Origin of the sequence: Chitinophaga sp. RAB17 (assembly GCF_052114225.1) — a bacterium.
Lineage (GTDB): Bacteria > Bacteroidota > Bacteroidia > Chitinophagales > Chitinophagaceae > Chitinophaga.
Genome location: NZ_JBFREI010000020.1, coordinates 42,401 through 58,420, shown reverse-complemented (window position 1 = coordinate 58,420; position 16,020 = coordinate 42,401). Strand labels below are relative to the sequence as shown.

At 45.4% G+C, this 16,020-nt stretch carries 16 protein-coding genes; 2 read left to right on the top strand and 14 right to left on the bottom strand.

Annotated features, from left to right (window positions below; genetic code table 11):
• Positions 1–18: 18 nt before the first annotated feature.
• Positions 19–1,005, top strand: a complete 987-nt coding sequence (locus AB4Z08_RS34370; RefSeq protein ID WP_441578310.1) for an NAD-dependent epimerase/dehydratase family protein — start codon at positions 19–21, stop codon at positions 1,003–1,005.
• A gap of 101 nt (positions 1,006–1,106) precedes the next feature.
• Here the strand turns inward: AB4Z08_RS34370 and AB4Z08_RS34365 are convergent, their stop codons facing one another.
• The 14 genes from AB4Z08_RS34365 to AB4Z08_RS34300 form a co-directional block, all read right to left on the bottom strand.
• Entirely contained in the window at positions 1,107–1,778 is a 672-nt protein-coding gene (locus AB4Z08_RS34365; RefSeq protein WP_441578309.1) for a hypothetical protein, read from the bottom strand.
• Between the two features lie 89 nt (positions 1,779–1,867).
• Positions 1,868–2,815: a UDP-3-O-(3-hydroxymyristoyl)glucosamine N-acyltransferase gene (locus AB4Z08_RS34360; RefSeq protein WP_441578308.1), complete on the bottom strand. Its 948-nt coding sequence runs from the start codon at positions 2,813–2,815 to the stop codon at positions 1,868–1,870.
• A gap of 573 nt (positions 2,816–3,388) precedes the next feature.
• The gene (gene hemN, locus AB4Z08_RS34355; protein ID WP_441578307.1) at positions 3,389–4,747 is read right to left on the bottom strand and encodes an oxygen-independent coproporphyrinogen III oxidase; all 1,359 of its coding nucleotides are present in this window, start codon (positions 4,745–4,747) and stop codon (positions 3,389–3,391) included.
• Between the two features lie 6 nt (positions 4,748–4,753).
• Positions 4,754–5,461 carry a sulfite exporter TauE/SafE family protein gene (locus AB4Z08_RS34350; RefSeq protein ID WP_441578306.1) on the bottom strand — a complete coding sequence of 236 codons (708 nt, stop codon included), beginning with the start codon at positions 5,459–5,461 and terminating at the stop codon, positions 4,754–4,756.
• A gap of 17 nt (positions 5,462–5,478) precedes the next feature.
• Positions 5,479–5,916 (bottom strand): FixH family protein, encoded by a 438-nt coding sequence (locus AB4Z08_RS34345; RefSeq protein WP_441578305.1) that lies wholly within the window; start codon positions 5,914–5,916, stop codon positions 5,479–5,481.
• A gap of 36 nt (positions 5,917–5,952) precedes the next feature.
• Entirely contained in the window at positions 5,953–7,338 is a 1,386-nt protein-coding gene (gene ccoG / locus AB4Z08_RS34340) for a cytochrome c oxidase accessory protein CcoG (protein ID WP_441578304.1), read from the bottom strand.
• A gap of 62 nt (positions 7,339–7,400) precedes the next feature.
• Complete coding sequence (locus tag AB4Z08_RS34335; protein WP_441578303.1) at positions 7,401–8,468, bottom strand: cbb3-type cytochrome c oxidase N-terminal domain-containing protein; 1,068 nt, start codon at positions 8,466–8,468, stop codon at positions 7,401–7,403.
• 10 nt (positions 8,469–8,478) lie between these two features.
• The gene (locus AB4Z08_RS34330) at positions 8,479–8,658 is read right to left on the bottom strand and encodes a CcoQ/FixQ family Cbb3-type cytochrome c oxidase assembly chaperone (protein ID WP_331958343.1); all 180 of its coding nucleotides are present in this window, start codon (positions 8,656–8,658) and stop codon (positions 8,479–8,481) included.
• Positions 8,659–8,668: 10 nt separating this feature from the next.
• Positions 8,669–10,813 carry a cytochrome-c oxidase, cbb3-type subunit I gene (gene ccoN / locus AB4Z08_RS34325; protein ID WP_441578302.1) on the bottom strand — a complete coding sequence of 715 codons (2,145 nt, stop codon included), beginning with the start codon at positions 10,811–10,813 and terminating at the stop codon, positions 8,669–8,671.
• A 30-nt stretch (positions 10,814–10,843) separates the two neighbouring features.
• Positions 10,844–11,002 (bottom strand): cbb3-type cytochrome oxidase assembly protein CcoS, encoded by a 159-nt coding sequence (gene ccoS, locus AB4Z08_RS34320; protein ID WP_441578301.1) that lies wholly within the window; start codon positions 11,000–11,002, stop codon positions 10,844–10,846.
• A gap of 8 nt (positions 11,003–11,010) precedes the next feature.
• On the bottom strand, positions 11,011–11,301 hold the full coding sequence (locus AB4Z08_RS34315) for a cupin domain-containing protein (RefSeq protein WP_331958334.1): 291 nt from the start codon (positions 11,299–11,301) through the stop codon (positions 11,011–11,013).
• A 197-nt stretch (positions 11,302–11,498) separates the two neighbouring features.
• Entirely contained in the window at positions 11,499–13,937 is a 2,439-nt protein-coding gene (locus AB4Z08_RS34310; RefSeq protein ID WP_441578300.1) for a heavy metal translocating P-type ATPase, read from the bottom strand.
• Positions 13,937–14,488 carry a hypothetical protein gene (locus tag AB4Z08_RS34305; RefSeq protein ID WP_441578299.1) on the bottom strand — a complete coding sequence of 184 codons (552 nt, stop codon included), beginning with the start codon at positions 14,486–14,488 and terminating at the stop codon, positions 13,937–13,939. Before AB4Z08_RS34305 ends, AB4Z08_RS34310 begins: the two co-directional genes overlap by 1 nt.
• A 129-nt stretch (positions 14,489–14,617) precedes the next feature.
• Positions 14,618–15,328 (bottom strand): Crp/Fnr family transcriptional regulator, encoded by a 711-nt coding sequence (locus AB4Z08_RS34300; protein WP_331957020.1) that lies wholly within the window; start codon positions 15,326–15,328, stop codon positions 14,618–14,620.
• A 54-nt stretch (positions 15,329–15,382) separates the two neighbouring features.
• Between AB4Z08_RS34300 and AB4Z08_RS34295 the strand changes: the two genes are divergently transcribed.
• Positions 15,383–15,976 (top strand): pseudouridine synthase, encoded by a 594-nt coding sequence (locus AB4Z08_RS34295; RefSeq protein WP_441578298.1) that lies wholly within the window; start codon positions 15,383–15,385, stop codon positions 15,974–15,976.
• Positions 15,977–16,020: the final 44 nt, after the last annotated feature.

The window sequence follows — 16,020 nt, the reverse complement described above, 5'->3', positions numbered from 1 at the left end:
TTTTAGAATTTAGTCTTCATGATTTTAGTCACCGGCGGTACAGGTTTTTTGGGTAGTCATTTAATTCGGGCATTGGTTGCTGCAGGAAAACCTGTAAGGGCATTGTACCGTCAACAACCTTCTCCCCGGTTGCAGGATATTTCAGATAAGATAGAATGGGTACCTGGCGATATCCTGGATATATTCACCCTGGAAGATGCGCTGGTAGGTGTAACCCAGGTATATCACTGTGCTGCGATGGTTTCTTTTCAGGCCGCCGACAAAGATCGTCTCCTGAAGATTAACGTAGAAGGAACGGCTAATGTGGTGAATATGGCATTGGATGCCGGTGTTAAAAAGCTGCTGTATGTAAGCTCGGTAGCTGCCATTGGCAGGGCAAGGGATAATGCAGCGGTGAATGAGGACTGTGAGTGGCAGGACAGCAAAAATAACTCGCGCTATAGCATCAGTAAGTTCCAGGGTGAAATGGAAGTGTGGAGGGGGATTGCAGAAGGACTGGACGCCGTGATCGTAAACCCGTCTATTATTTTAGGTGCCGGTTTCTGGGATGATGGATCCGGTGCATTGCTGAAAAATGCCTGGAAGGAATTCCCCTATTATACGGAGGGCGTAAATGGTTTTGTAGATGTGGAAGATGTGGTGAAGGCGATGATACAGCTCATGGATAGTGATATCAATGCAGAGCGGTTCATCCTGTCTGCCGACAACTGGGGTTATCAGCGTCTTTTTACCACTATGGCACATGCCCTGGGTAAGAAACCCCCACATATCGCTGCAAAGCCCTGGATGGCAGAAGTAGTATGGCGTTTGGAAAAAGTGAAAGGGATGGTGACGGGAAAGCATCCGCTGGTAACAAAAGAAACTGCCCGCACCGCACAAATGAAAGTTAATTACGAAAACACGAAGGTGTTGAATGCGTTGCCGGGTTTTCAGTTCCGGCCGCTGGAAGAGACCATTAAACAGATTGCAGCTGCTTTCCTGCAGGAGCGTTCCGGAAAGCAATAGAAGTGCATTGGCGGCATCTTTTGCCGTTGGCCGGGAGGGTGGTGTCGCCTTATTCCCGGGTGGCTCAAACGGGTGTTGTTTTTAATCATTACGTATCTCCATTACAACAAAAACGCCGCGATAGCCGCAGATAGCGTTTTAGCAATTTCAGGATCTGCTTCCCTGCTTACCCACACTCTTGGTTTATCGCCGGGTATTACAGCCGCCACTGGTTGTCCGCGATATTGGAATTCGTAGCATATGTTTTCATAAGAATTAACCTTGCCATATCGGTTATGTGCCGTGATGCGTATATCTGTATCCGTAGATCTCAGGACGCCTACCGGTTTGTTTTCATTCAACTCCAGGTAGTGGGGGGCTTTAACGATCATTTCCCAGCGCTTTAAGGGCTCATTTTTGGTGCCGTTGATCAGGGTGTAACGAAGGTCGGTACCAGCAGCCAAACCACTTAAATAAGACGGTAAATCACGGTTGGTAAAGGCGATGGCTGTTGTGTTCATGGTTTGTACCAACAGGTGTTCGCTATTGCCATTCAGATAAAAATTAAAGGCGTTTTTAGGGTCTTTAATGAAGGTGGCCTCCGCTACTCCATTTTTGCGGGAAGTAGTGGAATAAAGGCCAAAAGAGATGGTTTTAGCGGTAAGCCAGCCATCTTTCACCTTGGTAGCCCATTCCTGGTCGTTGCTATAAAGAGAACTGGTGGTATTTGTCTTTTTGGTAGTGCTGCAGCTCCAGAGGAGCAGGGGGATTAAAGCGGCAAATAATAGCTTCATGAAGCGGGTGGGTTTTGAATGTTGTAGCACGGGTTAAAGCGGATTGTTTACCTGCCCTTTGGCAGACAAACAATCCGCTATTGAAAAGCTTATTTGAGATCTTTTACTTTTTCCCATATCTCAGGAATGCGTTTGATCCAGCTGATTTCTTTCTTTCTTTCGCGGGCATCAGTTACCGGGCTGCCAAAGTATATTTTACCACCTTCGAGGTCACCGGGTACACCACTTTGTGCAAGTACAACGGCACCTTTTCCGATAGTGAGATCTTTGTTTACGCCTACCTGTCCCCACAGGATTACATTGTCTTCAATGTGGGCTTTACCGGCGATACCTACCTGTGCAGCAATGAGGCAGTTCCTGCCGATTACAGTACCATGACCTACGTGGATCATGTTATCCAGTTTGGTGCCACGACCAATGATCGTGTCGCCACTTACGCCTTTGTCGATGGTACAGCCGGCGCCGAGTTCCACATCATCTTCTATGATTACCCTGCCGCAGCTCACCATCTTATCATACATGACTTCCCGTTCCGCTCTTTTCTTGAAGTAAAAAGCATCTGCACCGAGTACAGTACCTGCATGAATCACTACGTTATCTCCTATCACACAGTGATCGTAAATAGTTACGTTGGGATGAATCAGACAGTTCCGTCCGATACGCACATGATTGCCAATGAATACGTTGGGTTGAATAACAGTGTCTTCTCCAATGACAGCGCTATCGCTGATGGCTTTGGTTGCCGGTTCAAATGGTCTGAATCTTTTTACCAGTTTTACGTAGGCACTGAAAGGGTCATCAAGTACCAAAATTGCCTTGCCTTCCGGACAATCTACCTTTTTGTTAATGATGATAATTGTTGCTGCCGAATGCAGACTGGCGTTATAGTATTTCTCAAAGTCAACAAAGGAAATATCTCCTGGTGTTACCTTATGAATTTCATTGATGCCAGTAGCCATCAATTGACTGTTGCCAATCAGCTCTGCGCCTATGTATGCTGCTATTTCAGTTACTGCAACAGGTGCTTCGAACTTCATATACTCTGAATTATTAAAGAATGTTAAAGAGTAGCAAAGGTAGTGAATCAACGATTGCAATAATCAAAATATGGGGAGATGATGACGATGTTCGGAAAGTTTCAATCGGCTGTTATCCACAATTATTTTAGTGGTGTGAATAAATTTTTTTGTAAAATTTTTCTTTTGTGATGAAATTCTTTTTAATATTGTGTAGGGAATTTTGTTTCCCTGTACTTACTAACCCATTCACATAACAAGAAAGTCTGATTGTTAAAACGGTCAGACTTTTTTTATTGCCTCTGAAACCCGTACGAATAAAGCATTACAGCCGATCGCTATTTTATCTTACTAAAAAACATACCTGCTGCTCAATTACTTTTTTACCTTTTTTAAGCTAGTCCGGTGAAAACCGACCAACCCTCATTTTTTATGTTTTTTGGGAATTTTACCCTGGAACGGCGATTTTTTATCCTTTTCAACCCAACTTTTTTTATGTTTTTTATGATTCACCCGAAGCGTGAAAATTTAAACGAATCCTTATCACTGATCTTTGCTTCTCCGGTGAATCATAAAAAACATAAACAACCTGGTTTAAATGGACTTGCTAAACAATTGTGAATGTGGTACTTGTCGCCACAGACGGGCATCAAAAGCCATGCAGATGTTGCGTATAAACGGCTTGCCTTTAGCTGTCACCACCACTTTTTGAGGAGATACCTGTACCAGTTCATCCTTCTCCAGCTCCTGTAGTCTTTGCAACCCATCTATTACAGCATCGCATTGTGTGTCTGCCTTATGCCAGGTAGTTTCAAAGTGACACATCAGGTCGTGAATATGTTTTCTCAACAGCAGGTCTTCTTCATTGAGTAGGTGGCCACGTACCACCGGAAATTCTCCTTTGTTGACCAGCTCCTGCCAGGCATCGATCTTTTTTTCATTCTGTACATACGCGTACCAGTTATCACCAATGGAGGACGCGCCCAAACCCACCAGCAGGGAGGTATGAGAAACCGTATAGCCCATGAAGTTGCGGTGCAACCTCCCCTGTTTAAAAGCAGTATCCAACGCTTCTCCCGGCAACGCAAAATGGTCCATTCCGATTTCTGTATATCCATTGCTGTCGAAAAGCAACTTGCCCAGTTCATACAGCTGTCTCTTTTCTTCATCTCCCGGTAAATCTTCTTCTGTATATCTGCGCTGACCAGTACCTTTTATCCAGGGAACATGTGCATAACTGTAAAAAGAGATCCGGTCAGGGTGTAATCTCACCACCTTGTCGATGGTGTTTTGCATACTGTTGGTCGTTTGCAATGGCAGTCCGTAAATCAGGTCGAAGTTGATAGAAGTAAAACCAATCTTCCTGGCGTTCTCTACTACAGATGCTACCATCTCAAAAGGTTGCAGGCGGTTAATAATTTCCTGTACCCGTCGGTCGAAATCCTGTATCCCCAGACTAATCCTGCGGAAGCCCAGGTTGTATAATGTTTGCAGATGTTCCGGTGTGGTATTGCCGGGATGACCTTCGAAACTGAGGGAGGCATCCGGGAGTACTTCTGCAAGATGGTAAATACCTTTCAGCAGGGTGGTTAAATTTTCTGCGCTGAAGAAGGTAGGCGTACCTCCTCCCAGGTGTAGTTCGCGGATACGCGGCTTCCTGCCGAACGTATCTACATACAGTTGCCACTCTTTCAATAAAGCAGCTATGTACGGTATCTCTACGCCATGGTTAACGGTGATATATTTATTACAGCCACAGTAGGTACACATGCTTTCGCAAAAAGGAAGATGAATGTAGATGCTGATGCCGTCCTTCCCATTAGACTCCAGAAAGGATTTCTTCAGCAACGCTTTCCAGCTGTCCGGATTAAAACTGTTTTCTTCCCAATATGGTACGGTAGGGTAACTGGTATACCGCGGTGCGGCTACATTATATTTACTGATGAGGCTCATGATATCTTATGATTTATGACAACAATTTTCAACGACATGTTCACTGTGTGGCATTAGTGTAGGACTGATATAAGGGATGCCCAGGTTAAGGCCCCGGAGGATCAGCAATATCCCCATTACGCTCACGACAACTGGTATCATGCTCCGCATTTTATTCCGGACTGTAAGACTGATCAGATGACTGAACCAGGTAACGCCTGCCATTGCAGGTAGTGTGCCTGCACCAAAGGCCGCCATGAACAACATTCCTTTCAGCACATCGCCAGTAGCAATAGCGCCGGCAATTCCCAGGTATACAAGTCCGCATGGCAGGAGTCCGTTCAAAAAGCCAATAGCATACAGGGTGCGAAAGCGTTGTTGTTGCAGTAGCCTGCCCAGCAGGGATTTTATTTTTGTTGTAAATGCGTTGGGGAGATGTCCTCCTTTTGTCCAGCGGATACCGGTATATTTCAGGGCCGCTACCAGCAATAACAAACAGCCGATAATGATAGATAACCATTGTTGCAGTCCGCCCAGGTATAACTGTTTGCCCAGCCAACCAAAGACGAGTCCCAATATGGAATAGGCACTGATACGACCGGCATTATACAGTAGTATGCCTGCCATTTTTTTGCTGCCGGTAAGATGTTGCACGGGTAACGTTAAGGCAATAGGACCACACATACCAATGCAGTGAAAGCTACCTACAAAACCCAGCATAAAGGAGGCGATCATAATATCCGTTTTATTGGTTAGTTAATATTGATAGGCTGTTCCTGGTAAAATGGCCGGTCATTCATGATCCATTGCACCTTGAAACGATACTGCCCTTTGATAAATAACTGTCTGTTTATCAATTGATGTCCGGCTTCATCAGGCTGTAGTGGCAGCTGTATATCTTTCCCTGAATCAGAAGGCCGGTAGAAGGTAACTTTACCCGTAATCGCTTTGCCTTGCAGCTCATGTGGAAAGGTAAGCAGGATACCTTCTGCCGCCTGAGCAACGTTAACAGGGGCAGAAAGACCCGATACATTTTGCTTACCGTCTATTACCTGCTGATATTTTAGTTCTTCACCATAATAATCCGGCGTCACCATGTCTATTTTGGTTCGCATACTTTTGGTGACCAGTGTTAAAATGCCGGCAGCAAACACTACAAATACAATAATGATCTTGTGTCCCCAGTTCATAATAATCAGTTTAGAGAATGTTATATCGATACCTGCTTACTGCACCGGGCCCAAAAAGGTGGTACGTAACCGGGTAATTTTTTCATTATGCTCATAAAGTCCTACGTATAGAGTGGACTTGCGCTGATGCACCATCGTTTTGGGCAATACAATAAAAAAGGTACCTTCTCCCTGTCCTTCTGCTTTTACGTGGATCACCCCATTACCAACCATATACACTACTCCGTTTTCATCTTCCAGCTTCAGCTCAAGAGGAATATCTTTACTGGTTTTGTTCACCAGCTTAATGCGGTAGAGGTTAGATACACTATCTACTCCCCGCTCCTGGTATAACATTCCTGCAGTGCGCATGATAGTACCACTCACCGGTTTGCGACTACCCAACATAAAGCTGATGACTATCAGCAGCAATGTCAGCACGGTTGTATATACTTTTAGCCTCGTGGTAAAACGCAGCTTTTGTTGTTGTGCAATCCCGTTTTCAGAAGCATAGCGTATCAGTCCTTTCGGGCGGCCCGTTTGTTCCATCATGAAATCACAGGCATCTATGCAGGCGGTACAGTTTACACACTCCAGCTGCGTTCCATTCCGAATGTCTATACCCGTAGGGCATACTTTTACACACTGCATACAGTCGATGCAGTCGCCATGCGCTCTGGAATCGTCTTTACGGAACTTACCACGGGGTTCTCCCCTTTTGTAGTCGTATGCAACCAGTATGGAGTTTTTATCGAGCAATACCCCCTGCAAACGGCCGTAAGGACAAACAATCGTGCAGATCTGTTCCCGCATAAAGGCAAATACGCCATAGAATACCCCGGAAAATACCAGTATGGCAATAAAACCACCGGTATGAGCCGAGAGCGGTTCCGTGATGATATGTCCCAGTGTTTTGGCGCCAATGATGTAAGCCAGGAATATATTGGCGATAAGAAACGACAGCGCGTAAAAGGTCAGGTGTTTCCCTGTTTTACGGATTATTTTGTTAGTGTTCCAGGGCGATTGCTGCAACATTTTCTGTGCTGCGGCATCTCCTTCTATCCAGTACTCCAGGCGGCGGAACAGCATTTCCATGAAAATGGTTTGTGGACACATCCATCCGCAGAAGAGCCTACCGAAAGCCATGGTGAATACTACGATGAAGAGAATGAATGCCAGCATCGCCAGTCCGAAAATGAAAAAGTCCTGTGGCCAGAAAATGGCGCCAAACAGTATAAATTTCCCCTCTATCACATTCAGCAGAAATAAGGGCCTGCCATTTATAGAAATAAACGGCAGGCTGAAAAAAACACTAAAATAAAAGAGGCTCACCCAACTACGGATATTATACCAGCGCCCTTTAGGCTGCTTCGCGAAAATCCAGTTGCGCTTGCCTTGCTTATCAACGGTGGCTATCGTATCTCTGAATGTACTGTCGGTCATGATGTATACTATTTATCCCTGCTTGTCAATGATGCTGGTGTATCTAAGCCTGTACTGTTGGTTTACTCCTTCGTTCCCTGTGCTTCCTTGGCATTAGGTGGGTTGCTGCCGTGTATAGATTTAATAAAGCTGGCCAGCTGGGCCAGTTGTTTCGGAGAGAAATCCTCCTGCCAGGCTTTCATCCCTTTGTCAGCTACACCATATTTAATAGTTTTAAAAACCTCATTTATTTTGCCGCCATGCAACCAGTAGTCGTCTGTAAGATTTGGACCTACCACGCCTTGCCCCTGTGGCCCATGACAAGGTGCACAGTTGGAGATGAACATTTTTTGACCAGCAGCGATGTCATTAGGATCAGCGAGCAGGGTAACGTTGCTTTCATCAATATTATTGGCCGCTTTTTTCAGGTATTCCTGTTTGGCAATAGCAGCCTGTTCTTCTGCTGCGGCCAGTTCCTCCAGCTGCCCTGGTGCTGAATGTGATATTTCTGTTCGCCAGAAGTACACGATCCCAAAACATACTGTAAAAATGAAACCCCATTTCCACCAGGGAGGTGTAGGGTTGTTTAATTCATGAATGCCATCAAAGTCGTGCCCCATGTCTTCATCAGCTTCTGCTATTGCATCCACGGTTTTAGTATTGTTTATTTTCTCAAACCAGGACACCCGCGGTTTTCCTGGTACCGGTACTTTAGCTGGCTTGCGCTTACGTTTAATACCTGCCAGGAAGCGTAACACAAATAACAAGCTGATGATGACCGTGAGTTCTACGATGATCACAGATACCAGCAGGTAAAAGGACGTTTGTGATAGGTGAGTGAAGTAAGAAGCCGGCGCCGGATCTGCTGACATTGCAAACGAGGACTGACTCATGAGTGTCAGTGAGACAATACCTATGGTGACCAGGGTTTTGCCGGCATCTTTTTTCATTTTCTCTCTGAAAATATCCATAGCGCCTAAAACGGCATTGCCAAGAAGAATGATGGCCAGTAACAGCCCGCCAATTACTACCAGCAAGAGCAAGGCAACAGGATCATATAATTCTGACGGAGCATTGGCGCCGCTATCTGCAATAGCCGGCATGCTGCATAATAAACTGCCGCCGAGTAGCTGTATAAACCGTTTATTCATACGTTTTTTTTTACAAGGGATTAGTCTCATCATTATCTAAAGGAATACGGCTGATCCGATCCACCATTTTTTTATCTGCTTTAAAAGCCCATAAGGAAGCACCTATGAAGAAGGTAAAGAGTAACAGCAGTGATGCCATCGGATAAACGCTGATGCCGGCTATGGATTCCAGGTAATTAATGAACTTCATGATGTGTGATTTAAAATGCTTCTTTATCGGCAACAGGAGCCGGTTTAGGTGCTGACTTAATATCTTTTCCCATGCGCTGCAGGTAAGCTATCAATGCAATGATTTCACGATCTGCTTTAATAGGCAGCTTATCTTTTTGCAGAGATGCCGCAATTTCCTGTGCCTGTTTTTCGAGATCGGCGTTTGCCTGTTTTTCATAGCCCGCTCCATAAGGTACTCCCAGCTTGCGCATCACATTGATCATAGCCGGTGTTTTGCTCTTATCTACGCGTTCCTCAAACAACCAGGGATAAGCAGGCATAATAGATCCCGGCGACATAGACGTTGGATCCAGCATGTGATTGAAGTGCCAGGAATCAGGATACTTGCCGCCGATACGCGCCAGATCCGGACCGGTACGTTTGGAGCCCCATTGGAAAGGGTGATCATATACAAACTCACCTGCTTTGGAGTATTCACCGTAGCGCGCTACTTCATCGCGGAAAGGACGTATCATTTGTGAGTGACAGTTATAACAACCTTCTCTTAAATAGATATCGCGACCATGTAATTCCAACGGTGTATATGGTTTTACACTGCTGATAGTAGGGATGTTACTGCGTATCAGGAAGGTGGGCATCATTTCCAGTAAGCCACCTATGGATACTACTACCAGGCTGAATACCACCAGCTGCAGGGGGCGGCGTTCTATCCAGTTATGCCAGTGGGCTTTGCCATGGGTAGCAATGACTTTTGGCAATGGCGCCGCTTCCGCTGCTTCGTTGGCAATGAAGGAACCGCGGCGGATTGTTTTGGAAAGGTTCACGATCATTAACACCAGCCCACTGATATATAACATACCTCCTACTGCGCGCAGGGCATACATTGGTACTATGGTGGTAACCGTTTCCATGAACTGATACTTCAGTTGTCCTTCTTCCGTAAACTGTTTCCACATCATGCTTTGTGTAAAGGCAGCCCAGTAAAGTGGAATTACATAAAAGATGATGCCCAGTGTACCAATCCAGAAATGGGTGTTGGCCCATTTGCGGGAGTACAGCTGTGTACCAAACATGCGTGGAATGAGCCAGTAGAGAATTCCGAAAGTCAGGAAGCCGTTCCAACCCAGTGCGCCCACATGTACGTGTGCAATGGTCCAGTCTGTATAGTGACTGATAGCATTTACGTTTTTCAGGGAAAGCATCGGACCTTCAAAAGTGGCCATACCATAGCAGGTAAGTGCCACCACAAAAAACTTAAGGATAGCATCTTCTCTCACCTTGTCCCATGCACCGCGGAGTGTTAGTAAACCATTCAGCATACCTCCCCAGGAAGGAGCAATGAGCATAATGCTGAAGGCGGTTCCCAGCGACTGCGCCCATTCAGGCAGGGCTGTGTACAACAGGTGATGCGGGCCAGCCCAGATGTAAATAAAGATCAGTGACCAGAAGTGAATAATAGACCAGCGGTAGGAATATACCGGTCTGTTGGCCGCTTTGGGTACAAAGTAATACATCAGTCCGAGGTAGGGAGTGGTCAGGAAAAAGGCTACCGCATTATGTCCATACCACCACTGTACCAGTGCATCCTGCACGCCCGCATACCAGCTGTAACTTTTGAACAGGGATAATGGGAACTCAAAAGAGTTAATAATATGTAACATGGCAATCGCTACCCAGGTACCAATATAAAACCAGATGGCCACGTATAAATGAGATTCACGTCTGCGTAAAATGGTGCCGAGCATATTGGCGCCAAATACTACCCAGATAAGGGTAATGGCGATATCGAAAGGCCACTCCAGCTCTGCATATTCTTTGCCGGTAGTATAGCCGAGGAGCAAGGTGAGGGCGCCGCCGGCAATGATAGCCTGCCATCCCCAGAAATGTATTTTACTCAACAGGTCGCTGAACATACGTGCTTTACATAGCCGTTGCAGCGAATAGTACACACCCATGAATATACCGTTACCCACAAAGGCAAAGATCACAGCATTGGTATGCACGGGTCTTAATCTGCCAAAGGTGATGGGGGCAAATCCCATGTTAAGGCCGGGGATCACCAGTTCCAGCGCTGCCCAAAGACCGGCCAGCATGCCTATCAGCCCCCAGAACATACAAGCGTAGGCAAACCATTTTACCGTGCGGTTGTCGTAATAAAATTTTTCGAGTGACATAGTGGTATTTAAAGGTGTTGATAAATGCGTTTAGTCGTTTACGTTATCATGCTTATCCTCAAACAGGATGCGGTGTGCCGGAGAGAAATCATCTTCAAATTGTCCGTTTTTTACAGACCAGATGAAGGCGGCGAGGAACCCCAATGCTACCAGTAAACTGGCTCCGAGTAATATGATGATAACGCCCATGGATGTAGTTATTTGATGAGAATAAATCGTGCTGTTTCCAGCGCCTGTAAAGCATGTATCTCGTTGGCAGGAAAGGAAAATACGTCGCCTGTTTCCAGTATGGTCACTTCTTCGTTCAGCATAAATGCGATCCTTCCTTCGAGAATGAGTATCATCGCATTTGCCGGTGATGTATGCGGTGGAATCTGGTGTCCCTGTTGCATAATAAGCAGGGTGGCATCAAAGCGTTTAGTTTTCAGAATAGCACAGCTCTTCACTCTTTCATTTCCTGCTACCTGCATTACGTTCATTCCTTTCATTTGCTGTTTGTTGTGATGTAATACAATGCTGCATTTCCGGCATGCCTCACCCGCTGCGTGTAAGCAGTCACTTTTTTTGCGACTGCTTACACGCCTATTTCATGCGAGCTTCAATTGAGGTTTGCTTAGATTATACTATGTATGTTTCGTGTGATAGCAAAGGTAATCTGCTGGCCCGGCCACTACTATGACTTTACTCAATCAGGAATATGATTTTTATCAGTCATTTGCTGTAATCCTTTATCGTAAAGCTTTTTTCCCTGCCATTCACTGCACGCGTAAGTGATCAGTATAATACTGATGGAACTTGCTGGCATTAGAATAGCGGCTACCAGCGGAGATAAAATTCCCTGCACAGCGAAATATAAACCAGAGATATTATAGAGGAGTGATAACGCAAAGCTCACCAGGATAATTCGCTTATTGGCTTTGCATAACTGTATGAAACTAAATAGTAAAGGAAGTTGTTCCGCTGCCATAATACCATCGCTGGCAGGCGTAAAATTGTTATTGTCTTCCGTGAGGGAAATGCCGATATCACTTTGCTTTAATGCACCTGCATCATTTAATCCATCACCAATCATCATTACCTTTTTTCCTTGTTGTTGAAGGGAGATGACATAAGCGAGTTTATCTGCAGGTTGTTGTTCAAAAAGCAAGGTGGCATTGCTGCCCATGAGTTTGCGTAGCTGTGTGGCCGTATGGTTGTTATCTCCGGAAAGCACAGACAACGGGTAATGTGTTTGCAATATCTCCATCAGGTGCTGTAATCCGTTGCGGTAGGTGTTTCGGATTGTAAATAGCCCGGCTAGTTTTTCATTGACAGATACATATACCATGCTACCTTCCTGCTCATTTTTTTTATGCGCTCCGGTAAAGTCAGCGTTGCCCAAACGGATAAAAGATCCATTCACCCAACCACATACGCCTTTTCCCGTAAAGTGTTGAAAATCATGTACGTGTTTTGTATTTGGGTTACCACAGTATTGCACAATGGCTTTGCTGAGTGGATGAGTTGACTGTGCAGCCAGCGTTGCAATCATCATTTCCTGCTCCGGTGTTAACCGGGTACCATAATATATAACGGAGCTGCCGGTTTTGCCGGTTAGCGTACCTGTTTTATCAAAGATAATATGCGTGGTGGCAGCCATATTTTCAATGGCCTGTGCATTTCGCAGGTAAAGCCGCTGCCGGCTGAGGATACGTAATATATGTCCGTTGGTGAAAGAAGATGCCAGCAGTAATGCACAGGGACAGGCAATGATCAGGATGGCTGTAACGGCAGGCCATATGCGTGCTGGTTCATGAATAGCCCAGTAACCTGCTGTGATGGCGGCAATCAATAGCACTACCCAGGTAAAATACCGACTTAGCAAATGCACAAAGGAGACTTGTTTGGCTGCTTTATTTTTGAGTTCATCTCTGTTCCATAAGCTGGTCAGGTAGCTTTGTGCCACTTCTTTAATGGTCAGTATTTCCAGGTTGCCTTCCAGTTGCCGTCCGCCGGCATAAATAATTTCTCCTGTGGATTTGCTCACAGGGGCTGATTCTCCCGTCACGAAGCTGTAATCTATCAGTGCTTTACCTCTTACAATAATACCATCCGCCGGCACCAGTTCATTGTTATGAATGCGGATGGTATCACCTGTTTTAAGTTCCGGTAGCGTGGTGGGAATTTCTTTCTCCTCTTTAATAACGCTGACGGCTATAGGAAAATAGGCAGTATAGTCCCGATCAAAGGAAAGCCCCTGGTAGGTTTTATCCTGTAAAACTCTTCCTATCAGCATAAAAAAAACAATGCCGGTCATAGAGTCGAAATAACCCGCATGCCCCTGCCCTACTTCCACCAGGCTACGTGCAAACGTAACAAAGATGGCCAGTACAATAGGAACGTCTATATTCAGAAATCCATGTTTTAACCCGCTCCAGGCTGATTTGTAAAAGGCCTGTGCACTATAGAAGAGCACCGGTAATGCCAGTAGCAGGTTCATATACCGGAACAGGTGGTTAAAACTTTCTTCCAGTCCGCCTGCACCGGCAAAGTAGTCCGGGAAACTAAGCAGCATGATATTGCCGAAACAAAATCCAGCTACGCCCAGTTGATACACCAGCTTGCGATTAGGACCGGGTTTTTTATGTTGCAGATCCTGCAAACTGATATGCGGTTCATATCCGATAGCAGTTAATATTTCTGCTACTCTTCTTAATGATGTTTGTGGATGAGAAAAGATGATGAGTACTTCCTTCTTACTAAAGTTAACGGTTACACGCTGTACGCCATCTTCCAGCCTATGCAGATTTTCCAGCAGCCATAGACAGGAGCTACAGTGGATTTGGGGAATGTAGAAGTTTACATGCGTTTGTGTTTCATCTTTGTAGAGATACAACTGTTGCGCAATTTTTTCATCGTCCAGAAAGGCAAATTTGTCGCCGCGCACAGCAATACGTTGATTAATACCAGGCTTGCTGTTAAGGTCATAATATTCACAGAGATCATACTGGTTTAATATTTCATAAACCATTTTGCAGCCCTGACAGCAAAAAAATTTTTCCTGCAGCTTAATGTCCTTATCAGTACAGTTTTCCCCACAATGGAAGCAGGTAATTTGTGTATTGGTGTGCGAAGTAACAGCCATTAGTCAATAATTACGTTATTAATATCGTGTTGGGTGATCATTATGGTATGACCTGGAATAACTGCCGGGTAAAGGATATTTTGTTCTATGTATATCCATTGCTGCAGCAGTTGTTCCGTAGTAAAAATGTCGTTTACGCATAATTTATATTCCGGACTCCAATGCTTCTGCAGCTGGTAATTAGCGGAGATTTGCCGGAGTCTTTGCAGCAGAAGTAATATTTTCTGGAGCGACTGCTGTATGCTATCGTATACGGCCGGCCTTATAGTTTTCTGATTTTTGTTGAGTGGAGAAGTATTGCAGATAACCGGGAATAATATCGTTGTTTCTTTGCGGATGAGTTGTGCAATTTCCGTGTACATTTTACCAAACAGTAATTGCTGTAAATCGGCAGTAGCGGGGGCGTCCCGGTCTTTTTGTCTTTCCTGGTTAAAATAGGTCATTACCTGTTCAGCCAGGTGGTGAATAGGGAAATGGAATTTGCTGGCAATGACATTGCACAGGTTTCCAGGTGTTAGTTCATGGAAGTTGATGATGGAATAAGCGAACATGAAGCGGGCGTTTTACTTGATACAAAAGTACAGGTAGCCGCAACGAGGCGCAATGATATGCGTCAAGGGAGAGTATGATATTTATCATCTTAGCTTTTAGGCGTTAGCTGTTAGCTATTAGGGGAGTGGTTAGTCCTGCAGGTTGGCGGTCCTGATAATTTCGGGCAGGTCGAGCAGGCGGATTTTTTTGCCTTCCAGTTCTATCATGCCATCTTTCTTGAATTCAGAAAGGAGGCGTATGGCAGATTCGGTGGCGGTACCAACGAGATTGGCGATTTCATCGCGGGAAAGGCGTACGCTGAGGGTATGGCCATCTTCTTCGAGGCCATAGGTTTCTTTGATGAAGAGTAAAGTTTCTGCGAGTCGTTCTCTTACCGGCTTTTGGGCCAGGTGGGTGATTTTCAGTTCTGCTTTGCGCAGCTCACTGGATAAGATGCGCATCATTTCAAACGAAAGGGAGGCATCTTTCTGGAGAATGCTGAGAAACAGGTCTTTAGGGATGAAGCAGATGGAGGAGTCTTCCAGGGCGGTAGCTGTGGCGGTATATCTTTCGTTACTGAGCAATGCTTTGTAACCCATGATATCGCCTGCTTTGATGAGGCGTACGATTTGCTCGCGGCCGTCATCGCCACTGTGAGATAGTTTTATCTTACCGTCGTTGATACAATATACGCCGAACGGATAAGCGCCTTCATGGAAGATCACTTGTCCCTTTTTGTATATAGAGCACACCTTTGCCTCTGAAATTTGTTCCAGATTGCACTGTTCCGCTTTGCAGAATATTGAAGAGAAACGATCCTTGCAGTGTTGACACGAAGGATTGTGGAACGATGTAGCCATAATCAATTTGCAAAAGTACTAATTTACGGCTCCTTAACCAAAGCAAAAGTATTCGTGGCGCTTTATTATTATATTATTTATAAACCATATGAGGTTTTGACGCGCTTTACTCCGGAAGGCAATAAAGCCTGTCTGGCAGATTATTTCAAAGTACCGTCAGACGTATACCCGGTGGGCCGGTTGGATTACGACAGTGAGGGTTTGCTCATTCTCACGAATGACAAGGCGTTGAATCAGCAATTGTTGTTGCCGCAGCATGCACATGAAAGAGAGTATTGGGTACAGGTAGATGGGGCTGTTACGCCGGAAGCAGTGCAACAGCTACAGGCAGGTGTGCAGATCAACGTAGATGGTAAGCTATACCGAACCAAACGATGTATTGCGGAGATATTCGAGGAAGAGCCACTATTGCCACCCCGCAACCCTCCTATTCGTTTTCGCAAAAGTATCCCCGCGCCCTGGATCAGGATGGTGCTGGGCGAAGGAAAGAACCGCCAGGTAAGACGCATGACTGCCGCTGTTGGATTTCCTACGTTGAGGCTTGTCCGTTATCGTATGGAAGATATTACCATTGCTGGCATGCAGCCCGGGTCAATGGTGCAGCTAAGCCGGGAAGAGATTTATAGTAAGTTGAAGCTGAAAGCATAAAGCCCAAAGCAAAAAGCCACCAAAGCGGATATAAAGCGAAATCT